Origin of the sequence: Sphingobacterium sp. UGAL515B_05 (assembly GCF_033097525.1) — a bacterium.
Classification (GTDB): Bacteria; Bacteroidota; Bacteroidia; order Sphingobacteriales; family Sphingobacteriaceae; genus Sphingobacterium.
Genome location: NZ_CP109907.1, coordinates 5,139,957 through 5,164,670 on the forward strand (window position 1 = coordinate 5,139,957; position 24,714 = coordinate 5,164,670).

16 protein-coding genes are annotated in these 24,714 nt (G+C 40.0%); 8 read left to right on the forward strand and 8 right to left on the reverse strand.

The features are described 5' to 3' along the window. Nucleotides 1-5: 5 nt before the first annotated feature. The 5 genes from OK025_RS21345 to OK025_RS21365 all read left to right on the forward strand — a co-directional run bounded on the left by OK025_RS21345 (nucleotide 6) and on the right by OK025_RS21365 (nucleotide 12,066). On the forward strand, nucleotides 6-3,431 hold the full coding sequence (locus OK025_RS21345) for a hypothetical protein (protein ID WP_317666745.1): 3,426 nt from the start codon (nucleotides 6-8) through the stop codon (nucleotides 3,429-3,431). A gap of 32 nt (nucleotides 3,432-3,463) precedes the next feature. Then, complete coding sequence (locus tag OK025_RS21350; protein ID WP_317666746.1) at nucleotides 3,464-7,822, forward strand: DUF6443 domain-containing protein; 4,359 nt, start codon at nucleotides 3,464-3,466, stop codon at nucleotides 7,820-7,822. Next, nucleotides 7,819-8,406, forward strand: coding sequence for a hypothetical protein (locus OK025_RS21355; protein ID WP_317666747.1), 588 nt, complete (start codon nucleotides 7,819-7,821; stop codon nucleotides 8,404-8,406). Before OK025_RS21350 ends, OK025_RS21355 begins: the two co-directional genes overlap by 4 nt. A 117-nt stretch (nucleotides 8,407-8,523) precedes the next feature. Beyond that, entirely contained in the window at nucleotides 8,524-9,096 is a 573-nt protein-coding gene (locus OK025_RS21360; protein ID WP_317666748.1) for a hypothetical protein, read from the forward strand. A 204-nt stretch (nucleotides 9,097-9,300) separates the two neighbouring features. Next, nucleotides 9,301-12,066: a thiopeptide-type bacteriocin biosynthesis protein gene (locus tag OK025_RS21365; protein ID WP_317666749.1), complete on the forward strand. Its 2,766-nt coding sequence runs from the start codon at nucleotides 9,301-9,303 to the stop codon at nucleotides 12,064-12,066. Here the strand turns inward: OK025_RS21365 and OK025_RS21370 are convergent. Next, a complete protein-coding gene (locus tag OK025_RS21370; protein WP_317666750.1) occupies nucleotides 12,032-12,757 on the reverse strand; it encodes a LytTR family DNA-binding domain-containing protein in 726 nt (241 codons plus the stop codon). The two genes, OK025_RS21365 and OK025_RS21370, sit on opposite strands and share 35 nt — an antisense overlap. Continuing rightward, a complete protein-coding gene (locus OK025_RS21375) occupies nucleotides 12,751-13,752 on the reverse strand; it encodes a sensor histidine kinase (RefSeq protein ID WP_317666751.1) in 1,002 nt (333 codons plus the stop codon). The genes OK025_RS21370 and OK025_RS21375 overlap by 7 nt, the downstream gene beginning before the upstream one ends. A gap of 126 nt (nucleotides 13,753-13,878) precedes the next feature. Here OK025_RS21375 and OK025_RS21380 point away from each other — a divergent pair, with 126 nt between their 5' ends. Both OK025_RS21380 and OK025_RS21385 read left to right on the forward strand, forming a co-directional pair. Next, nucleotides 13,879-14,034 carry a hypothetical protein gene (locus OK025_RS21380; protein ID WP_317666752.1) on the forward strand — a complete coding sequence of 52 codons (156 nt, stop codon included), beginning with the start codon at nucleotides 13,879-13,881 and terminating at the stop codon, nucleotides 14,032-14,034. Nucleotides 14,035-14,461: 427 nt separating this feature from the next. Next, nucleotides 14,462-14,791, forward strand: coding sequence for a hypothetical protein (locus OK025_RS21385; protein WP_317666753.1), 330 nt, complete (start codon nucleotides 14,462-14,464; stop codon nucleotides 14,789-14,791). A 39-nt stretch (nucleotides 14,792-14,830) separates the two neighbouring features. Here the strand turns inward: OK025_RS21385 and OK025_RS21390 are convergent, their stop codons facing one another. The 6 genes from OK025_RS21390 to OK025_RS21415 all read right to left on the reverse strand — a co-directional run bounded on the left by OK025_RS21390 (nucleotide 14,831) and on the right by OK025_RS21415 (nucleotide 23,683). Further along, a complete protein-coding gene (locus OK025_RS21390; RefSeq protein ID WP_317666754.1) occupies nucleotides 14,831-16,162 on the reverse strand; it encodes a TlpA disulfide reductase family protein in 1,332 nt (443 codons plus the stop codon). Between the two features lie 36 nt (nucleotides 16,163-16,198). Further along, a complete protein-coding gene (locus OK025_RS21395; protein WP_317666755.1) occupies nucleotides 16,199-17,563 on the reverse strand; it encodes a RagB/SusD family nutrient uptake outer membrane protein in 1,365 nt (454 codons plus the stop codon). A 10-nt stretch (nucleotides 17,564-17,573) separates the two neighbouring features. Then, on the reverse strand, nucleotides 17,574-21,089 hold the full coding sequence (locus OK025_RS21400) for a SusC/RagA family TonB-linked outer membrane protein (RefSeq protein WP_317666756.1): 3,516 nt from the start codon (nucleotides 21,087-21,089) through the stop codon (nucleotides 17,574-17,576). Between the two features lie 179 nt (nucleotides 21,090-21,268). Next, nucleotides 21,269-22,426 carry a FecR family protein gene (locus OK025_RS21405; RefSeq protein WP_317666757.1) on the reverse strand — a complete coding sequence of 386 codons (1,158 nt, stop codon included), beginning with the start codon at nucleotides 22,424-22,426 and terminating at the stop codon, nucleotides 21,269-21,271. Nucleotides 22,427-22,525: 99 nt separating this feature from the next. Continuing rightward, a complete protein-coding gene (locus OK025_RS21410; protein ID WP_317666758.1) occupies nucleotides 22,526-23,101 on the reverse strand; it encodes an RNA polymerase sigma factor in 576 nt (191 codons plus the stop codon). Nucleotides 23,102-23,305: 204 nt separating this feature from the next. Then, entirely contained in the window at nucleotides 23,306-23,683 is a 378-nt protein-coding gene (locus OK025_RS21415; RefSeq protein WP_317666759.1) for a hypothetical protein, read from the reverse strand. A 72-nt stretch (nucleotides 23,684-23,755) separates the two neighbouring features. Between OK025_RS21415 and OK025_RS21420 the strand changes: the two genes are divergently transcribed. After that, on the forward strand, nucleotides 23,756-24,607 hold the full coding sequence (locus OK025_RS21420; protein WP_317666760.1) for a LytTR family DNA-binding domain-containing protein: 852 nt from the start codon (nucleotides 23,756-23,758) through the stop codon (nucleotides 24,605-24,607). The last annotated feature ends 107 nt before the right edge of the window (nucleotides 24,608-24,714 follow it).

The following is a 24,714-nucleotide window of genomic DNA, read 5'->3' on the forward strand; positions in this document are numbered from 1 at the left end:
TTTATATGAATTTCACAAAACGCATATTGCCTGCCCTCGTCATATTTTACCCGACGGTGAAAAGTCATGCACAGTTTGCTGCACCCACGCCTCCAAAAGAATTTGCGAGTATTAAAATTCCTCCTTCTCCTGAAGCCGCCCAGCTGGGCAAATACGGAGAGGTCCCGGTTAGTCTCTATACCGGATCGCTGAACTATTCCATTCCTCTGGCTACCATTTCAAGCGGTCGTATTAGTATACCTGTATCCCTTGATTATAGTAGTGACGGTGGAATCGTCGTGTCCAACATCGCCAATAATGTTGGCCTTGGATGGAGCATTGGCGGTCTTAGCCTGGTATCAAGAGAAGTAGTTACTGTTCCAGATGACGGCGCCGGAGGATTTCTGTACACTATTGGACATTATACACAAGATGAGTTGAATCAGAAAACAACTACTCAAAATGATTTAAGTCATCTGATCAGGTTATTTGAGGCAGATAGAGGCTGTTTGGATTTTCAGTCCGACAATTACTTTTACCGCATCGGTAGTTTAAGTGGAAAATTTCATTTCAACTGGAATGGTGATATTGTCAATCAGAATCAGAACGCCTTAAAGATTGAGTATGTACGTAATGGAACTCAAGTAAACCCTTTTTCCAGCTGGATCATTACGACTGATGATGGTACAAAATATACTTTTTCAGCGGCAGAAGTAACGCAAAGGCACACTACCATAAATAATGATCCTTATTGTGAATTGCCGAATTATAATTTCAACAGCAGCTGGTATCTGACTAAAGTCGAAGATGCAAATGGTAATTATATCGATTTTGAATATGAAACGTATAGCTACCGAAGGAATATGGAATTAAGTCATTCAGTAGGTGTAAAGGAAAATATCACCGTAATGTATATGGGGTATTGTACCACAAGTGAAAACTATGCCACCAATAATATGACTGGTTATGGCTTGGAAAATAATGGTGTACCGGCAAAACAAGGCTTGAATCTTACTTATTATCAGAAGAGAATTAAAGCAATCAGGTCATCCAAAGGAGCCAGTGTTGAATTTGAGTACACTACGACCCGTACAGATGATGACGACCTTTCTGTTCCGTCTGGTTTTCAATCACTGGATAAGGTTAAGCTGCTGGAAGGGACAAACCTGGTTAAATCCTGGGATCTTAGCCATAATTACGCAACAAATCGCCTGACTTTTTCTAAACTGACAGAAAAATCACCCGCAAACGAAGAAGGTAAAGTGTATGCATTTACCTATACAGGTAGTATTCCTTCATCTGTAAATTCTTACGACATTGACCATTGGGGCTATGCCAATGGATCAGGCACTACTCAAGGGCTTTCCCTTGTACCAAAGTTTGTGCATAAGATCAATACTACAGTAAGTTATAACGGAGCGCCATATCAGCAAACTATAGTGTATAAAGATGGAGCTGATCGTGAACCTAAATCTAATTCACTGAATGGTCTTTTAAAGAAAATCACCTATCCGACTGGAGGCACTTCTGAGTTCACGTATGAAATGCATGACTGTAGTAATGTATCCAACCAGTCGATCGCTTCATTTGGTATCCATCCGGAAACCAATGTAACGATCAGTGCCTTTGCAAAGGCAAATAGTAGTGGGCAGAGGCAGGTGGATGTACAAACCTTCCAAGTGACCGGAACAACTGTTGGTGTGATGCTTTACTTCGATGCCCACCTGGGTACAGGCTTTAGTGGATGCTGGCCGACCAAGAAACCTAAGATGATTTTAAATAAAATTGACGGCAGTACCGTTACTTTAATTAAACAGCGACAGTTTCAATACACCAATCCCGGAGATCAGGATGAGGGCAGTTACAGTGACTGGGATTATGTAGAGTTAGCGCCAGGCACCTACCAGTTAAGGGCAGAGGCGGAATGTAATGGGAGCGGGTTCGATGAAGCGTCTATTGTAGCCAGTTACAAACAACCTGATATGACACAGGTATTGACTAAAATACCAGTTGGCGGAGCGCGTATTAAAGAGATCAAAAACACAGATCCATTCTCCGTATTGACCAATAAAAAGACCTATAAATATACCAATCCGGTGGATAACAGCTTGTCCAGTGGAGTGATCCTGGCTATGCCAGCATACAATACCTTTGCCACCGAATACCAGGGGCATGAACAAGCGAACCAACACCTGGAGGTAGATCATTCGGGAGGTTCCTACATTATGCAGCAATGTTATACCAAAGTGGATAAGACGGTTTACCTATCCCAATCCGGTGTCATGACGGAAGGCGCTCATATTGGTTACCAGTACGTGACGGAAGAGGAGGAGAATAATGGTAAACGTGTGTATCACTATAGCTCTCCTGCAATTTATTCAGGTGGTGTGAGCTTCCATTATCCCTTTATGCCACCGGATAATGCAGAAACCTATAAAATGGGATTACTGCTGGATGAAAAAGATTATAATGCCACAGGCACCATTGTCCGTAAAAGTGAAATGGGATATGATTTTATTGATTCGGCAAATGAGGTAAAGGTCGTCAAATATAAAGGACATGTAGATTTCCTAAACCCGAACAAACTTATTCCGGCGGGAAGTATGATGAGCCATTATATCTATCTCTACCAGAATTTCTTTGACCTTCAAAGCTATTATACTAAAAAAGGCTATTCCCGTTTGAGAAGCAGCAAAGAAACCTTGTATAATGAGGATGGCACAACCTTTACCGAAAAAACAACCCAGACAAACTATCATCCGGTGGTAAAACAAATGCCTGCCGAACAGGTTACGGTAAACAGTGATGGTAAAGAATATAAATCGGTATTTACTTATCCGTTCGATCAGTCAGGCACGGCGATCTTCCAGGAAATGATCAACCGGAATATGATTTCCGACCCCATTCAGGTATCCATGCAGGTAAACGGACAACAGGTACAGCAATCCAAAAAGACCTATAATACCTTTCAGAACAATATGATCCTGCTGGCCTCAGAATTATATGCAGAAGGAACCAGTACACCTACGACGGAAATTACCTATGATGCCTATGATAATGCGGGGAATGTATTGCGCTACACCAAACGTGGAGGTGAAAAAGGTGCCATACTTTGGGGATATAACGGCAGGTATATGGTGGCCCGTTTAGATCATATCGATCACACTGCATTGCAGACCTATCTGAACAATAACCCAGGCATACAGCAAACATTTGAGAATCCTTCCTCAGCGACCGCCTTGCTGACAGCTGTACAGCAATTAAGAACAGCTTTCCCTGATGCTATGATAAGCGGATACAGTTACCTGCCTAATATTGGCATTAACAGCATAAGTGATGCTAATAACCAAATGAACTATTATGAGTATGATGGCCTGGGGAGATTGCTCCGTATTAAAGACGGAAATAACAACCTGCTCAAAACCTACGAATATAAATACCAGCAAAACTAAAAACACCTTTATCAATATTAAACAGTAAGACAATGAACATTCCGTATAAATTATATTTTACCCTGGGTCTCAGCATACTCAGTGCAGCGATAGCCCACGCACAGACCGGCACCAGCAATATCCCGGTTACACCGGCCACCATACCGGCTTTACCCAGCTACAATAATGTACAGAACTTCTCCAGCACATTGAAGAAGAACTATGTGCGTGTACAAATACCTGACGAACCCACAACTTATATCAACAGCAGCGTAAAGCACCGCCAACAGACCGACTATTTTGACGGGCTGGGCAGACCTTTACAAACTGTACAGCTCAAAGGTCATGCCGATGGTTATGACATCATCCAGCACCATGTATATGATGCACTGGGTCGCGAAAGCGTACAGTTCCTGCCCTTTACCGCGCAAGAGACCTCCTCTGACGGTAACCTGCAGTATAATGCCAAAATGCGCATAGAGCAGTTCTACCCGCCAACAGATGGGCAGCAACCCTATAGCGTAACCGAGTTTGACAACTCGCCATTAAACCGCCCGGTAAAACAGATGGCACCCGGTAAGAACTGGGTAGGCAGCAACAGGGGTAAGGAACTGGCCTATAAAACAAATAGCGATGAATCCTATTTACAAAATGGAGCTAACCCGGTGTATACTGTAGTAAAAAGTAGTTTCCCGCGCTTCAGCCTTAATGGAAGCGGAGCATTGCAGTATGATGGTAATTATGGTGATGGTCAATTATACATCACCCGGATTACCGATGAAGATGGGCAGATCGCTGATGAGATCAAGGACAAGCTGGGCCGGGTGATCGCCAAACGACAACTGGCTAAAGCCGCATCGGGTGTACCTTACCCGGCACTGGCACCGAAAGAAATGTTCCCGGTTAATTTTACGTATACCTTTTATGTATATGACGATCTGGGTCGTCTGCGCTATGTACTGCCCCCGGGCGCAAGCACCCCGCAATTATCCATCAGCAACAGTAGCAACGGTCCTGCAACCACCAATACTTTTAGCTACAACTGGACGGTGCCCACCAGCGACATTGTAAATGGTCTCTGTTATACTTACTTGTATGATGATCGTGGCCGCCTGATCGAAAAGAAAATACCGGGTAAGGCAGTAGAGTATATGGTCTACGACCAGCGCGATCGCCTGGTGCTGAGTCAGGACGGCAACCTGCGCAACCAGAACAAATGGATGCTGACCGTTTACGATGCACTGAACCGCCCGGTAATGACCGGCCTGGTGAGCAGTTCAGAAAGCAGGGCCACCGTGGCGGCTTATACAATTGCACCAGGAACCTATTCGGCACCCGACTGGAGGTATTATGCAGCACAAAATGATCTGTTCCATACCTATCCGGCCAGTATCAACAATACCTATATCCTGAGCTACGCCTATTACGATAATTATGATGAGCTGACCAGCCTGTCTTATGATGGGAACAAATTTCCGGCTATGCCAGCAGGTGATAATAGTGTTGTGCCCTCAGGGTTAACTACTTCAGTTAGAGGAATGCTTACCGGTACTAAGCTGCGGGTTCTGGACCCGGCCAATCCGAATAGCAGTGACTGGATTACTTCCGTACAATATTACGATGCCAAAGGCCATGCCATACAAGGGGCACAAACCAATCTTAAAGGTGGTATTGACCGGACCGGAAGCCTGTTTTATTTCCAGGGTATGCCTTACCGTACGGCTACATGGCATCAGAATCCTGCCGCACTGGCCCAGCCGGGTGCTACAGCAGCCCTGACCAATATTAAGCTGGATAAAACATACAAACGCAATTTTACAATAGATGGAGGTAATGACCTGGTATGGAGCATACAGCAGAGTATTAATGATGGTACCCCGTTTAACCTGGCCTATTATGATTACAACCACCTGGGCCAGCCGGTAATCAAACAATATACCACCACCGATATCCTGCATGAGTATAATATCCGGGGATGGCTCAACCATATACAGGCCCGCAAATCGACCAATCATGATGTCAATTTCTTTAACGAAACCCTGCATTATGACGATGGTTTTGCCAATAAACTGTACAATGGTAATATCGCCGGTATTACCTGGAAGTATTATGATTCTTTAGGATCGGGTGGCAATAATGCTTATGGCTATACTTACGATAAACTGAGCCGACTTAACCATGCCGAATTTAGAGAGCTGTCGCAAGGCGGTGCCTGGAGCAATGCCCATAAAGACTATACCGCATCGGCTATTACCTATGATGACAGGGGTAATATACTCACCATGAATCAACGCGGCAATACAACCGGCCCGATCGATATGGATAAGCTGAGCTATACCTATAGTAACAACGGCAACCAGCTCATCAAAGTAAAGGATAATGTATCTGCATCTGCTACAGGTACCCTGCCAGACTTTAAAGATGGCTCTGACCTGGGCGTAGAATATACTTATGATGATAATGGCAACCTCATTGCAGATGAGAACAAAGGCATCAGCATTACCTATAACTACCTGAATAAACCGGCCAAAATAAATGTAAACGGCAAAGGAAATATCAGCTATATGTATGATGCAGCTGGTAATCGCCTGCGCAAAATAGTGCAGGATGATGCCGCTAATACCACAGAGGTGTGGGATTATATAGGCAACTTTGTGTACAAAGACAATGTGCTGCAGTATATCCTTAATGAAGAAGGGCGCAGCAGGCCGGAAGTAGTCACCACAGGTGCGCAAAGCGGACAAACCAAATTTGTGTACGATTACTTTATCAAAGACCATTTAGGTAATGTGCGCAGCACCATCAGTGCCCAGCCGATCAACCAACAATATCTTGCCCAACATGAAATTGCTACAGCAGGCAGCGAGCAACTAATCTTTGACAATATAGCATTGGTACGCGATGATAAACCAGGCAGTATTAATCCCGGAGACCTCAAAGCAGCGCACCTTATTGCAAATGACCCTCATAAGCGAATAGGTACTGCTATCATGTTACGGGTAATGCCAGGTGATAAATTTACCTTTGCTGCCGATAGCTATTATGAAAGTGATGAAACGGAAACCAGTGAGACCCCACAGGCCGCTGAAATAGTGAACTCCTTACTTTCTGCCCTGACCGGCGGTACGGTAGGCGGCATGCCGGTGAGTGAATCCGGGGAAAATATAGATATGATTAACCAGGCGCTAAGTAGCCAGGAAACCCTTAACTTTATCCAGAGCCAGATGGATCTGCAGCATACTATTGCGGGTCCTAAGGCAGGATTGAACTATCTGTTCTTTGATGCTGGATTAAGGTTGATTCCGGGTATCAGCGGCAAGCTGGGGGTTACCGTAACACCGGGCCAGTTCAATAACATGAGTGTAAGCCCAACCCCTATGACAGAACCAGGCTATGTAGTAGTCTTTGTAGATAACAATAGCATTGGTACCGACGTATGGTTTGATAATGTACAAGTATCGCATTACAACGGGGAAGTCCTGGATGAAAATCACTACTACCCATTTGGGTTAACGCTTAGTGAAACCAATAACAATCCAGCGTTACCAAACCAACCGTTTAAATATAATGGAAAGGAGTTAGAGAACTCATTTGGACTGCAAACTTATGAGTATGGTGCAAGACAATATGATCCACAAATTGCAAGATGGAAAGGAATAGATCCTTTAGCTGATAAATATTTTGGAATTAGTCCTTTTGTATATGTTGCAAATAATCCTGTTAAATATGTAGATCCAGATGGAAGAAGGGTTGAAATCTGGTCAGCTCGTTTCAACGAACAAGGACGTGTTGAAATAACAGAAAGAGTGATTTATGACAAAGGTAAATTGACAAATACTGATGGGACAGCGTATAAAGGGAATGATAAATATATTTTAAGTACCGCTAAAGCAATGACAAATGGTAGAAAATTAGATAAAAGAGTTGACCAGGTTTATAGCGATATGGAAAATCATAAATCTGCAGATGGTACTCCAATTCCCCATATTGTAACAAATCTTATTCCTGTAAAAGAATGGATGAAAGGTGACAAACACATGGATGTATTTAAAGATAGAGGACAAGGTTCAAGATACATTCCAAGTGAAAATATTCCAGGTGGGGGAATGATCAAATTTGTTCCCGAATATGATGTATCAAGGCCTAACTCAGGTATAAAGGACAATTCACCAGAAGAGATAATTGGCCACGAATTCAAGCATGATTGGAATGACAATATAAAAGGAACCCAGGATGAGAATTTAGCTGAAAGAAGTGGCACGGCTGAAAATCCCGGCCCCAATTGTGAAGAAGTTGATGCAGTTAATTTTCAGAATATAATCCGAGCTGCAATGGGTAAACCGTTAAGAACTAAGCATGGTTCAGAAATTCCAAAAGAAAATTTAATTGACCCTAAAGACTATAGATTATGACAAAAATAATTTCACTAATTTTTATTTTATGCTTATCATGGCAGAGTTATTCCCAGGAAAAATTAGATCATGGGCTGGCGAACGAATTTGGTTTCTATCATTTCAAAAATGATAGAATGTATAAAGAGTTTATTGATAATGCATATAAAGACCGGAGTCAATTATCAATAAGCTTTCTAACAGTTTATGTAAAAAAGAATGGGTTCTTCTCAAAAAAGAAGATGGCAGTTATTGGAACCGACAATTGGATATTGAACAGTAGATATAAGGGCATTCCAGTATCGAAAATTCCAACCGTTATTAAACTTTCAAAAAAAGAGTTTAAAAATTTACGATTTTATATTGTGGATGAAGCTATTTACAGGTTCATAAATAAAATGGATAGAAAAATGTTTTATGACAAATATATTTATCCAGGCTCCAATATTCTAATTAGAGAACTGGATGTCAAGACTAAACATGCTGTAATGAATAGATTAATACAAGAGGGTATAGTCTTATATCAAAATGAACTTTCAGGCGATATAGAGTTGCCACAACAAGAGTATTATTGGAGGTCCCCATTTGAAGGAGAAGACAATTAAATTAAATCCTAAATCATTTTGGAGAAGTTGAATTAGAACTAAAATTGGTCAACGTTTACTCAGAAATTGGAACGAAGCAAAACATAAATATAGATTATTGGAGAATTAAAAAAGTATATGAAGATAAATTGTCCTAAATGTTGCAAAATTATATCTAAGATATTGGGGATTGTTTTGTTCGTCGTCATTTCCTTTAATGCAAATGCGCTAAAGTGGCATAAAAAAAATATTGATAGTGTATTAGAATTATCATTTCCGAAAAAACCTATCCATTTTCCCTTAACTGAACAGGGATTAGAGCGATATATTTGTCAACAAGGTGGTTGTTATTTCAGTTTAAGTATAAGAGACAGTATAATTGACGACTATTACGGATATTTATTGGCATCAGATAGTACGCGAGAATCCTGGGCTAATTCTACCTTAAACTGGGTAATTGATTCAAAAGTAAATCAACCATTTCACTATCTAATTTCAAAGGAGACCCTGAGGCTAGGATATAATGATTTCGGAGTTGATATTGTGTATGCTACTTCAGATCTTACCATGGCAGAAAGCAATAAGCGGTTCGCGAAATTACTATTATTAGGAAATTCACTTTACATTTTAGATGTATGGTATATGGATGATGAACTACATGATTTAGAAAAGGATAAATTTTTTAAGTCGGTTTCATTGAAAAGAAAGTAATATATAATTGACCATTTAAATTACTTGTTGAAATAAAAGTACTCTTGGATTAATGAGTAAATGAAACAGGGCGGAAGCATTCTTGCTTCCGCTTTTGTTTTGACTTTAAAATCGCTAAAAGCTTAATTCATATTACCAAAACAATATTTCATCGGATTAGTAAATTAAAATTGAATTATCCTTCTACTTTAATATCAAAAAAGTATGAAGCCTTATTCAAAAGCAATAGTCAGGGTTCCGCAATTTCCTATGGAAGCAACCATGAAAGAATATTGGGTACCGTTGAAGGAATCCATTCAACAATCTGCACCAGATTTTTTTAGCTTAATCAAAACCTTAAAATATGATGAGATTGCCGAACAACCAGAAAATATACAATCAACAATTGTAAAGTACTTCAATCGGGCAAAATTCAGGTGTACTCCTTACGGCACCTTTGCATCCGTTGGAATTATTAATGTCGTTAATGAAAAGCAGAGGGAGAATGTTTTAAACTATAAAAGAAGTCTTCATGAATTGATCAGCTGGCAGGAGATGCAGAATGTTCAATCAGATAATAATCTGGTAAACCATAAACTTTTTGCGAATAGCTCTTATTACAAAGTTGAGGATTGCTTACGCTATGTAAAGCGGAAAGGAGAGACATTTGAGCTAGCAGAGATTGCCTTCGATTCCACCGTTGAAGGTATTCTTAAGGAACTTCAGTCCCCATTATCATACGGTGAACTATGCAACTTATTACCGTTTGCAGAACCATATATTCAGCCCTTAATAGATTGTGGTTTACTTATTTCCGAAAATGATCCTAATTTGATCGGGGAGGATTACTTCACCAGGATTGGCCATTCGGCGTCAAATCCAATAAAATACCAGGTTAGTGAATTCCAAGATCCATTAGAAGTTTCCTCCACGTATTTCCGCCACATTCCTGATTTAATAAAAATACTCCGCGCGGGTTTACAGGGTAGTACCACAAGTCCGAATATGCTTTCCTTTATGGAGCAATTTACAAAACGATTTGACCGTCAAACAGTTTCTTTGATGCAGGCAATCGACCCGGACATTGGTATAGGCTATGGGAACTTCTATAATAATGCAATTGGTGACCTCATTAAGGAACTACAAATAGAAGAACAATCTTCACAAGAAAATCCGCTGTTACAATATTTAAACCTCGCCAATGACCAAGAATATCAAGTAGGGCAAACTATTAGAATTGATGAACTAAAAGACAACCTAAGTGATCCTCAAGGTCCGGTTCTGGCCAATAGTGTATCACTTTTTTGTTCTATTAATGACGGAATGGTCTTCTTTGACCGGATTGGAGGTCATTCTTATACCCAACTTGCCGGAAGGTTCACGATCTGCAGTGAGGGAATTCGCAGCCTATGCCAGGAAATCGCCTGCCTCGAAGAAACCTCAAATCCTGAAGTACTGTTTTTTGACATCAGCTATAATGCGGAATTAAATGTAGATAATGTAAACAGGAGGGCTAAGTTATACAGCCAGGAGCTCAATATCCTCAACTATCCTGGTAACAAAGAACCTATAACCCTTGACGATCTTTATGTAACAGTATCAGGTTCGGAGATAGTGCTTAGGTCCAAAAAGTTTGGAAAGAGATTGATTCCCAGGATGGCATCGGCCTATAATTACCGGAGATCGAAACTACCTGTATTCAGGTTTTTGTATGATTTATCTTTTCATGGAATAATTGGGGATCTGTCCTTTAATTTTCCTGAACTGGTAAAAGGTAAAAAATATTACCCCCAGGTACAATTCCGAAATATTATAGTCAGTAATCCAAAGGTAAGCGTATCTAAATCAGAACTGGAGAACCTTCTTTCAGAAGACCATATAAGAAGTTTAAAATCTCACCTTTTAGCATTTAACATTGGCCCTATTGTAAAAATTCCAAGAAACGAAGAGAGTATCGTTTTTGATTTAAATGATCCCCTTCAATGCAACATGTTAATCCGGGAAATTAAGAAGGCAGGCAGTTTATTTTTGGAAAATGTTGCCATTCCAACAGCGCCATTGATTAGAGATGGTAATGGAATGGCCTTTAATAACCAACTATCCATTCCCTTGTTCCATAAAAATGAGCTGTATAAAGCCAGCAGCCCTATAGATGTACCTTTTACCGAAAAGCGGACTTTCCTTCCAATACAGGATTGGTTGTACCTTGAAATTTATTGTGCTCCAGGCAAAAGCGATGAGATTATTCTTTTACTCGAGCAAACAGTTAAAAAAGCACGCCCTTTTGTAGAAAAGTGGTTTTTTATTCGCTATAACGAAAAAGGTAACCATATCCGGTTCCGATCACAGGTTAAAAAAGATTTCCGTTTATCATTTTTAGATAACCTTTATACCATACTTGATCCCAAGATCAGCAGTGGTATCATCAGCGACATCTCCATTAATGGCTATAACCGCGAACTGGAGCGATATGGAATCGTAGGAATGGAAAGAGTAGAACAACATTTTTACCTGGATAGTACAATTGTCGTTAAATTGCTTCAAAAGGGTGCAGATGATATATATAAATATGCTCATTGCCTAAGGTTGTTTTTACTGCTCAAAAATCAAGGATCTATTTCATCGACAAGATGGGTACAGTGGATGGGCCATATCCGCCAGTTGTTTGAAAGAGAGCACCAATTAGGAACAGTTCAATTTCGCAAAGTCCGACGATACTTTCAGGAACAAAAAGAATACCTTCTTGGAGCACTGGATGATATTCATCAGTCTGAAATAGATTTTTGTTTATCCGTACAGAATATAGTTTCTAATTGTCCCGAAAGAAGACAGGCCCCGATGGTAACTGACCTGATGCATATGCATATTAACCGTCTGTTTTCCAGTTACCAAAGAAGTCATGAATTAATCATTTTTAGTTTATTAGACCTGGTTGAAAAGAACCTTAATCATAGGTTCAAAACGTATAACCATCTGAAGTCAATGATCTAATAAAGTCGTCTTTAAACTTGTCTGTAATAGCAAATATTAGCTTTTTTTCGTCCAGGAATACATCATTTGCATCATAACGGATGATCTTACTTTTATTTACGATTACAGACCGGTTTACCTGTATAAATGCCGGAGGGCTCAATACCTCACTTAAGTGTTTCAAACTCAAAGAGCAATGGAAAGGAGGTGCGTCGTCAAAAAATATGGAACAGAAACTACCTGAAGCCTGAATAAAAGTAATTGATGCAGTCAAAATAGTTATTCTTACCTCCCGGCCACCACCAGGTAAATATATGTATTTAGGGGGACGGAGCACGGTTCTTTCCTTTGTACCAGCCATTTGTTTTGCTTTGTTAACTGCGGCCAGGAAGCGATCATAGCTTAAGGGCTTAAATAAGTAACCAGCAGCGCCTTTTATAAATGCCTCTTCTGCAAAGTGCCGGTGTCCACTGACCAGGATGATAATGTAGTCTTTCGATAAACTATCCAGTAAGGTTAAACCGGAGATATCCGGTAATTCTATATCTAAAAAAATCAAATCTACCTTGGATTTTAATTTTTGCATCATGTGTAATGCCTCTTCACCGGATTCAGTCGCACCGGTAAAATGAAGTATTGAGGTTTGATCAATAAATTTCTTCAGTTGCCTGATTACTGAAGGAGTATCATCTATTATATAACAATTTAACATAGTTCAATGGCTAAGCTTAATCGATAGGTAAATGCATGGTCTTCTATTTTTAATACATGCTTGTTGCGGTAATTCAGATCGAGTCTTTTTTGAAGATTGTTGATTCCGATTCGATTACTGCTGTTCGGTTTTCTTTGTCCTTTTCTATTATACGTCTCCATATATAGAATGCTATCTTGTACCTTAATGTCAATCATCGCGGGATCAACCGTATCATTCAGGTCAGCATACTTCAATAAGTTAACTACCGGTTCAAGCAGTAATTTTGGAGGGATCAATAGTTCCTCATACCCCTCAACATGTACAACAATCTTGTTGAAAGGTTCTTTTTCCCGATAAAGCGCCTCAAGTATAAGATACTTACGTATATAGGCGATCTCATCTTTTAAAAGGATTTTACCCGCTACATCACCATGATTTAAACCGTCAGAGGTTAGCTCAGACAGTAAAACAATAGCTTTTGCATCCTCTTTGGAATATTCTTCGACGCGTTCACAGACATAGCCTAAAACATTATTGATCAGATGCGGATCAGTCTGCAGGTGAAGTAGATTATTCTCCAGCTGCAAGGTTTTCTGATCGGCCTTGATTTTCGCTCTGGCATATGCAACTGCATAGGCTAACGCTGAAATTAGAATGCCCCGCATTGAACTTCTTTGTAGTGTTTCAAAATCCAGGAAGAAGGTGGCTTTCCCATTTATTAGTAGAGTATATAAAGCAGAATATAACAGGATCAGTATGCCATAAAAAGGTACAGCAAACGCGGCAAATAATTGCTGCACAAACCGGTTATTTCGGAACAGACCAATGATAAAAGGCATGTATCCAAGGGTAACCAGGTAGAAGTAAGCAATATCAAATACATAATAAACGATGTAAATACCGAGATCCGAAATTTTTAAAGATTGGAGCTTTGTGGACATTTCTATCAAAACCAATAGCATTATTGGAATAACATGGCCCCAGATCGGCTTTATTTTCGAAGCTTTTACCATAGATATTTTTGTTAACGTAGGGCTAAAATGGACTTTCATGTAGGCTAAATGGGGTATTCGTCAATTTATCGGAAATAGGCTTCAGATGGGTAGTAATTTTATATCAGAAACCTTAAAAAACACATTATGAACACAACAAAAAATCAAGTTGTATTGGTAACCAGAACAGTTTTTACGTTCGATGGAGTTAAATCGAAAGACGGTGCAAAGAGCACTGAAACCTCGCATCCTACAACCGGTTCTACCACGAACAGTACTTATATTTTTAACTGTCCTAAGTAGCATTGATCTGAAATGGGAAGCAGTAGATTTTGCTGCTTCCATTTTAATCGAAATGGTAGGAATAAAAGTTCCCAAGGCTTTTATCCTTACCTGGTAGTTACCAATATAAGTTGCCGCCCTCGTGTTAGAGAATTGTGGATCATCATAAACAGATTTAAAAGGTTTATTAATGATAGGGGGTTGTCTCAGTTCGACTGCATCGCAACAGTTGAAGGAGTAAACCAAAGTTAACAAAATGCTAATGACCCAGATGCGCATTAACCAATAAATAACAATAGTGAGAAATAAAATACATTTATGAGTGTCTGGAGACAGGCGGAGCCGAAAACCTGTAAATAGAGTAGGCACTATTCTTAACCCGAAAAACCAATTCTCTTTTGGATTGGCCGGAGCCTTTCATTTATTCTTAATTTCAAAAACAATTTTTATGAAAAAAGTAATTTTCTCCGCGGCCGCTTTAATGCTGGCCTCCGCATTCTCTTTTGCAGGTACTCCTGAAACAAAAACCGAAGCAAAAGCAAAACCTGAAGTAAAAACTTCATCTACTGTTTACCATTACACCAGTGAAAGCACTGCTCCCGGTGCATTTGCTAATACTGCCAATTGGTCTGAAGGGCCCTCCGATAATCCAACGTGTGGTTCGTATAATAACAAACCATGTGAAATCACTGCAGACGATGCCGCTGATTTGTCCAGCATGTTAAACGGGCAAAGCAACTCCAATGTTCTGTTAATCACTGACAGGAACCGACAATAAGTTTCAGATACAAAAAAAGGATAAGGGGGGATTTCCCCCTTATTTTTTATCTGTCACCAAAAACATCAGCAGATCTCTTTTTGCTTCTTGCAAATCCAGATCGTATTGCGCCAAACTTTTGCGCAGCTCTTCAAGATTGTTAATACCGGTTAATGTTAGATCAATATTATTTGTGTAGCCTGTTTCGTCAATTACCGGAAGTTTGGATAGAGGAATGTCGTTTAAAAGACTTACGAGATTTACTAAAGGTTCATCTTTCACGGAAAGTTTTCCTTGATCTACCGAAAAATTTCTGCCAGAGGAATTACCCTTAGATTTGAATTTATCCAGTTTGGAAGTCCTGACCAATACTAAACAGTCGGTCATCTGTTTTCTTAGGCTCAATGTCACATCCAGGTACCGGTTTAAATCCGCTAGCATATAAGTGTACAACGAATCCGCCTTTTCCTCAGGAACAATGAGTTCATAACTGTAATATTGTTTATTGGGCAGTTGATCCTCAAAATTTAGTTTGGTATCGATTAGGTATGGATTGGTTGTATTCAATATGATCCTTTTCTCTGAAAAATGTTCCTTGTTTTCAGTAAATAATTGGCTTGCAACTGCACGAACAATTGCATTTAATTTCATATTCGTCATCTGTCTGCCAAAGACTTTTTTTCTATCTTTTGTTCTTTTAAAATTGCTACCGGTAGGATAGCCAGGGTAATATCCCTGAAAGAACAGTGAATAAAACCCTAGATTTAAATTATTGTTTATATAAAAATTATCAGAAAGTAATAGGGGCATTTTTTGTTTTATATCGACCTTTTTCAGCATTGTACTGGGCTGATTACGATATATTGCATCAATATTTTCCTGTGTAACTTCATATGTGTTTGTAGGTACTACATATTTTCCATCACGAGAAATCCACACCGTATGGGGGATAGTTTGATGGGGAAAGTACTTATCCAGTTTGGTATCTCCATACGTTGAATTGATGTATGTATATTCTTTACCCACTGCTGAATTAAAGAATTTGGCTATGCGTTCTTTTTGCTCAGCAGAAATGGCTAATATTTTAAGTTTATCACTGTTATCTTCCTGAATTTTCTTCATTTTTGGAAATCCTGCAATACACGAGGTACAAAAAGTCCCCCAAAAGTCCAGAAGAATTAATTTCCCCTTATATTGCTCCAGGGTAACTTCTTTTTTACCTGTTGGATCATTAACTACTTTTAGCGGGAGTTTCCAAAGTTCGTCTGGAATAGTTTCCCCGATTTTTAATGGTTTAATTTCGGTATTGCCTTCTCTGGTTTGGGCATAGAGGGGTATATGATGGCAGAATAAGCATATATACAAAAGCAATATGATACTTGATATTTTCATCTTGTGGTATGTTTTAGTTTGACATTGAGTTTCAAATTATCTGGGATTTTGCGGGATATTTGCAATGTCTACGATATCTTCTGGCAGGGCAATCGCATATCGTTTATCATTGGGAGGTAAAGTGTATACCTTTCCGTTAATGGTCCTGGTTAAGGTAATATTTGCGCCATCCCTGTTCAATCTTTTAAGATCGGACCAGCGAAGCCCCCTAAAGGCGAGTTCCCTTCGTCTTTCCTCCAGTATAATTTGTAAAGCCTGATCTTTATCGGTAAAGGCAAATGGAATAAAAGTTCCCGTTTTCCATCTCTTTACACCAAGCTTGTCCAGGGCATTTGCGGCTTCGATAAGTTTACCGGCCCTTGCATTACATTCGGCAATGATCAGCATTACTTCTGCGGTGGTTACTCCAGTGCAGAACTGATAGCTGGTATGCGCACCTTTAAACACATAAGATCCATCCTGTTTTAAATTGAAGTAGAGTACCTTTCTTAAATCATTTTCGGGATAGAGGTTATACAGTTCAGGATTTACCCTGATCATTGACGTCATATCCAGTTCGGAAATAGACATGGTGGTCAGTAAGGTTAGCTCATCAGGTGCATAAAGCCGAGTACCGGGTACTGGAAACGCTGCTGCAGGATTGAGGTCATTAAAATTGATCAGGCGATCATTAAATTGTAATACTGCTTCTGCATTTTTTTTGGCCAGTTCATAATTGCCCATAATAAGATATGTCCGGGCCAGCAAGCCGTACGCAGATGCCTTAGTAGGTATATTTGATGATGAGGCTGACGTTCCTAGCAAGGGGATAGCCTCTGATAGATCATTGATGATCTGGTCGTATGTTTGTTGTACTGTTGCCCGTTTAGAAGGGATATTCATGTCCGGGTCCAGGCGCAAGACCATACCTAAATCGGTATATGCAGTTAAGGGGTTATATACAGGTGCCCATATTTGAACCCCATCCAGGAATCGGGCTGCTCTTAACACTAAAGCCTGCCCCTTAATATCATCAGCTTCCGGGCCACTAAGGTTATTATCCTTAAGGGATTGCAATACGGAATTGCAGACATAAACCGGCTGGTAACAATTCATCCAGTTATTGGCACCGGACTCTGCATCCATGGAAACATGATCCGGTTGCCAGGAATAAAGCCTTTTATTGCTTTCATAATACAGGCTGTTTAAATCCTCGTCAGTGATATAAAAATCATTACTGCTCATTTCCCCTGCATCTGCGAAGCCCTGAAACATCGGGATGTTATATAATAATGCCTTCAGGTCGGTAATTGTTGCTGGAGTGGCCAGTTGCATATCCGACTTTTTATCGAGAAACTTTTCGCAGGAAAATAGAAGGCAACTTAATGTAGAAACGAGTATGCAGGTACATATTTTTTTCATGGTAGTCAAATTAAAATTGTGCACGAATTCCCAAATTATAATTTGCAGGTGTTACAAATCCACTCAGGTTTATATTAAAATCCGGGTCAATTCCGGCTTTATTTGCTTTCCAGATCAGGCCAAGGTTACTGGCGTTCAGAAATAGCTGGAACGATCTGATATTTCGGATATGATTAAATGTATAGGCCAGATTGATGTATTGCAGGCGAATGTGATCTCCCTTTTCAACCAGGACGCTGGAGCCGTCATAGAGCTGGTCACGGCTGCTATTGGTTTTAAAATCTATGGAAGGTACATTCGTCAATAATTCATCACCGGGATTTTTCCATCTCAATGCATAATCGGAGTGGTTGCGCCAGTTATTGAATAATTCGGTATAATTGATGGAGCTTCTTCTGAACCAGTATCCAAATTTGTATGAGATGCCCACTTGAAGACTGATATTCTTATAAGCAAAAGAGTTGATCATAGAACCAAACTTTGTTGGAATGGCCGACCCGAAGTATTGCAATCCCTCGACTTTAGTACCTTCCCCGACAATGCTTGCATAATCCTTACTGATCTGATCATTAAGGTATCCCCTTGGAGCACCTGTTTCAGGATCGAGACCTGCCCATTTATAGGCATATATTGTGTAGACCGGATGGCCGGCTACGCCAGATACAGGTGGCGTATTGGTGCTTATATAAGAACTGGCTAATGTTCTGTTGACATTGTAGGCGACGATCTGATCCTTATATACTGAAAAATTAAAGATTGTGTTCCACTTAAAGGTATGATTGATATTCAGGCTTTTTATCATGATGTCCATTCCGCTGCCTTTCATACTCGCTACGTTTCTTAGAATTGAGGTAGGAACACCTGTGGTATAATCAATTTGAGAGGTGCCAAAAAGGTTAACCCCCTTTTTATGGTAATACTCCAGCGTTCCGGATAGCCGATTATTTTTCGATTGAAAATCTACCCCTAAATTGAACATTTTTGAGGTTTCCCATCGGAGTTCAGGGTTATAATAGTTGTTAAACAATGCTGTCCTGGTGCCGGTATAAGGAGATGGGCTTGGAAGGAACCTCATAGTATTTACAGCAACCATAGCTGGATTGATATTGCCGCTATAGCCATAGGTCGCCCTTAAGTTTATATATGGAAGTAATTCAGAGTGGTAGAATGCTTCCTTGGATATTTTCCAGGATAAACCTGCTGACCAAAAAGGGTTCCATTGATCATTTGTTTTTAACCCGAAAAGGTTACTGCCGTCTCTCCGAAGGCTGGCCGATAGTATATATTTATTATTCAGGGTATATGCTGCGTTCGCAAATTGAGATACAAATCGCCTGTCTGTTTGGGTTAATGTATTTCCGTTAATAATGGTTGAATTACCACCTGTAATAAAATTTGGATAAGTTTTGGTATAATCTACATTACCTGTAGTAAGGTTGTTGGGATCATAACCATAATATTTAGCATTATTTCCATCATTTTTGTTGGTACGCATTTCGGCCCCGATGATAACATTTACATTGTGTGCCCCAAATGTCTTATCATAACCAAGCTGTCCGCGAAAGTTATGTACATTATTTATCCTGTTAGTTTTGTCGAGTATTCCGCCTTTGGGCACAATATATACCGGTACTCCATTCACTATCTGCGTGAATCGGTTAATATAATCTCTTGTCGAATAGCTGTTTTCATCTGCTAAAGCTGTAGAAAAGCCGGATTCCCGTTCATATTGGTAATCTAAGGACGCGGCTAATCCTTCCGTGATTGCATATTTGAGTCCAATGCTGGTTAGTATATTAGATGCAGCAGTATTCGTTGTCTGATGCTGCCAGTCCGTTAATGGGTAATAATTCCAGTCCAGGAGTTTGCCATCACCCGCGGTTTGGATATATGTCTGGTTCCAGTTTCTTCCTACAGGAAGCGGATTGCCCTGGTCATCGGCCATTCGGGTATAAGGAAAGAGCGTAGCAATCGATTTATATCCTGTTCTTCCCGAATTATTTGCGGTATAGGTATAATATAAATTGGTTGCTATAGTCAATTTACTTAAAGGGCGGAAGGTGTTTTGGAATCGTATATTCATTCGCCTATAAGATTCCCCAAGTGTTTCTTTATTATGATCATATCCTACAGCCGATAGCCATGAGAATTTTTCTGATCCGCCTTGGGCACTAAGGTAATATTGTTGTTTGACAGCGGGTTTGTACATGTACTGGTCAAACTGATCACGGACATCCACGTCACGCAAGTTATTGATAGCGTTATTGGCTTCTTCGGGTGTAATAATTCCTTTAGCGGCTTTATTTAAATAATCAACCACTGGACTGAGTAATGGCTTATTTTTTGAATTTATTTTGCTATTGTAAAATCCGATCTTGAAAAGCTCCTGTTCCACATCAATAAAATCAGAAGAAGACATTTGACGGATGTAGTTCAAATCTGGTTTTCCGGAAACTGTTAAAGATGAATTGAAGTCAATATTAATAGGATGATTGAATTGCGCTTTTTTCGTGGTAATGACTATAACCCCATTTGCGGCCCTGGCGCCCCAAATACTGGAGGCAGAAGCATCTTTAAGGATGGTTATGTTCTCTACAATATTTGGGTTGATATTATTGAGATCGCCTTCATATGGGAAATTATCAACCACGATCAAAGGATTTTTCGGTCCGCTAATGGTACTAAGCCCGCGGACCATAATTTGGCCGGTATAACCGCTCTGATCCATCATCACGCTGTTGGCAATGTTGGGTAACCTGGACATAATGTCCGTGCTGACCTGCTGATTCAATAACTCATTACTTACGGTGGAAAACGATCCAGTAGCTCGCTCTTTAGGTATAGATTGATATCCGGTATTGATCACATCAGCAGTCTCCATAACGATGTTAATAGGAAGGAGGTGAATATCCCCAATGTTGCCATTTACCGTAATTTCCTGTGGTTGATAGCCCAGCATTTTAATGATCAGGTGATCTCCGTCGTGAACCACAATGTCAAAAGCGCCTGACCCGGTGGTACTGGTTGCCTGTCCACCAGTAGAAGAAGTTACCGTAGCCCCAGCAATAGGGTTTCCTGCCTGGTCCAATACCCTGCCTGATTTCTTTGCCGGTTGTTCTGCCTTTTTGCCAGGATTATTTTCCGGATTAGGCCTTTGATGTATGATGATGTTTTTTCCTTTGATCTCATAATCCAGTTGCTCCGGTTGGTTCTTAAATATCTCCCGCATAGCCTGGTCGATGGATACTCCTTTCAGGTTTACGGTTACAGGCCTTGTCCTGGCGAGAATTGAAGAGGAAGCCATGATTGCATAATCGGTCTGTGCCCTGAGTTTTTTAATTACTTTTTCCAGCGATTCGTTTTTGGCTGATAGATTAATATCCTGTGCGTGAACTACCGTGCTGGCGGCAAAAAGGGAAACGCACATGGTGAGCACCCTTAGGGATTGTGCATAGGAGGGGAGCTTTTGCTTACTTTGTTGTAAGTTGAAGAACCGGCCTCCCATAGAATGAAATAAACCATTCATAATTTTTTGGTTAGTTGATACGTCCCTTACTGTTGACAATAAAGTCAACAATGAGTAAGTTTGTACCAGGGTTAAAAATGTTAGTTTGTCAGAATTTAATTTTTTTACCCGATACCCGCCGGGCGCTGCGCGAACAGCCCCGGCATTTTATGGTATCCTGGCAAACATATGAAACGTCTTTATTGCTGTGTTACCGTAATCCTCCTTCCTTGTATCTTAAAATTCAATTTATCTAAAACAGAAATGGCCTCAAGAATTTCAGATAATTTTCTATTTTTTGGTATTTCCATCATAAACAGCTCATCTGATATACTGGCTGGGTAGTCAATGTCCACATCATACCAGCGCTCAAGGTGCTTAAATATTTGGGCTAAAGTGAGATGATTAAAGACGAACAAATTCTTTGTCCAGCCTATATAATCCTGTGCATTCACATTCTTCAAATGAAATTTATCGTTCGTAAATCTGGCTAGTTGGTTGGGAGAAAGTATGGCTGATCCCTGCCCCGCAGTGGCCTGCACCAATACTTTTCCTTCCAGTAAGGTTGTTTCTATGGGCTCATTATCATATGACTGTACATTGAAATGGGTACCTAGTACCGTTACGACCTGTCCGCGGGACTGTACCTTAAAGGCTTTGGTAGCATCGTGACTTACTTCAAAATAACCTTCCCCTGATAATTTAACTAAACGTTCTGTCCCCTTGAACTGAATAGGATAAGTAAACACCGATCCGGAGTTCAGTTGCACCCTGGAGCCATCTGAAAGCTTTAGGGTATAAACTCCGCCATTAGGTACCGTGATTGTCGCCTGTGTAATTGCATCGGTTGACGCAATGGTTTCCCCATCTTGGTAGCTAATGGCATCCACTTTTACCTGTAATCCTTCCTTACTGTCTTTTAATTCATAGCTTTTACCGTTAGAAAGGGTCAGGGTAGCTTTATTGGTTCCAGGCAATACATCTGATCCATAAATACTCGTAAGATGCGGTGCATCCGGTTTATGGTCCATATTCATGAAAGTAATGGTCATACCGATAACTAGCAGCGCGGCTACGGCAGCGATCCATTTAAATGAAAGAATTGTTCTTTTAGCTTCCGGTATTTCCGGTAAATTAGCCTTTATGTGTTTCCAGGCTCCAGCAGTTACACCGTCTACCTGTTGTTCTGCTGTTTCGGTATTGCCTTTCTCGTCTGATTGCAAATAGTGCTCTATGAGCTCATCCAGTTCTTCGCTATTGCCTGTAGTTTCAAAATAATCATAAAGCTGACGGGTTTCCTCGATGCTGGCAGCGCCGGAAACATATTTGTCAAATAACTGTTTTATATTCTGCTCCATGATCATTTGATTAGGTATCTATAGGAAATACCTTTAATCAAAAAATAATAGCTATAAGAAATCAATTAAAATTTAATATTTCCAGTAAATCCCTAATTATTAGCTCAATAAAATTGCTGCCAGTAGGAGAGATTGTCCCACCAGTCCTGCTTTTAACTGTTTATTGGCTTGCTGCATAAGCTGATTAATAGTATTGGGGCTGATACCAAGCAATGCGCTTATTTCATTGTAGTTCCGGCCTTCAATTTTATGCAAGGTGAAGACTTCTTTTTGCCGGGGCGTCAGTTTCTCAAGGGCAGCCGATAATATCTGTTGGGCATCCTTTTGATTCAACTGTTGCTCGATTGGTGAATAAGCTTCTTCAAAAGTATTGTGATGGTGATAAGTCTGGTCCAACAAAGATCTACGAAAAGACTTTTTGCAGTAATTAGTGGCAATGGTATAAAGGAAAGCTCCAAATGATTGTTCCGGATTGAGTCGGTCCCTAACTTCCCAAACTTTTAGAAAGACATCCTGTAAGATGTCCTGGGCAATTTCTTCAGATTTAAGTAGCTGTAGTAGTCGATGGGCAAGCTTCCTTGCGTACTGAAGATATATTTGCTCAAATGCAGCCTGATCACCTTTTTTTATGCGATTAATTAATTCTGTTTCGGATAAGAATGTAACTGGCTTCATGCGCAATCTGATTAACTACAAAGTGAAATGCGGCAGGATAGATAAAGAGAAATTCACAAATAAGGTTCCTGAAAGGCAGGATGGTAGCTTCAATTAATATTTCAAATATGGCAATTGTCTCTCTTAATTGCAATTTTATTTGAGAATATATACAGCATTACTGGATAGGTCGTAAACTGAGAAGGCCGGATATCCGGCCTCTGGTTACAATAATTTGAAAGCAATTGTTGTTTGGATTGATCCGGTCATCGTTTTTGATGCGTTATCATACCTGAGTTCGCCAATCATATTTTCCCTGAGTTCCTTTGCTCTCCGAGGTTCCGGATTCTCTGGTATTGTTGGGAAAATAATAGGACCCCTGGTAATTAATGCTGAGGCAAATGCATAGCCCCAGAATTTGACAACCTGGATTGGTGCTGAAGTGATATACTCTAATTCACTTGGTGTGAGGTCGAACTTGTCCTGCATCCAGGACACATAATCCGATGCAACTAAATCGGTTTGCAAAATAAGTTCCGCGTTGGAAAGTGCGTAAAGGCTTGCAGTAACTTCTGCAACCCCCGCAGGTGTAAGTTTTGGCATAATTGATATATTAAATGAATTAATAATACAATTATTGTGCCTTTGGCAATTTGTTTGCTTTAGATGTTATCTATGAATAACGAATCAACAATTTTAGACCGATTTATATTTCGTTTCATTTCCGTCCTGGTAGCATCATTATATGTCTCAGAGCTCGGTAGTATACACAGCATTTTTGAAAGGCTCCTAACCATTGAGTTCTATTACGAATTTGGAGTAACCTTCCTAATTGCTATAACGGTTACTGAACTTTTATACCGGATTAACCAGGTGCTCAGCAGAAAATATCCACTACATGATCACACCGCAATGAGGATTCTGCTTCAGATTGTTTTTGGATTAGTGGTGCCTGCAGTACTGGTTTTTCTAATGGCAGCTTTATATTTCGGCATCAATGGTATCAATATTTTTAAAACGGATTACCTCGTTTTTGTATTTCCATTGGTAGTGGTTCTACTGATATTGTTAAACCTGCTTTTTATCCTTGTTCCATATTTTGTGCACGCATATCGTTTGCAAAAAGAAGCAGGCACCGTTAGAAATTTGGATCGAGAAAATATGTCTTCCGGGTTATTAAATCCTGTTAAAGTACTGGATGGGGCAAGTGTGCGCTATATCAATGCAAATGATATCTTGCTGGCATATATTATTGAAGGTAAAGTCCTGATAAAATGCAGTGAATCGGGCGAACTACTAACCGATCATACTTTGGATGAATTAGAAAGTCTGTTACCAGGTGATCAGTTCTTCAGGATTAATAGAAAGCTTATTGCGAAAAAAGATTGTTGCCATGGCTATAGGCCCGAAAGCTATGGTAAGTTAGAAATTGAAGTCAGTCCTGTTCCCCCTGTTCCAGCAACAGTCAGCCAGAATAAAGCAAAAGCATTTAAAGAATGGATTGGTAGTAGAATCCCAATTGATTAATGGTTGTTTATTTTCGATATCAAACAAAAAGGACTTGCACGAATGTCCTTTGTTTTGCTCGAGGATGAAGTGGCGCAAATATTATTGCTTTCAATTATCTCATTATC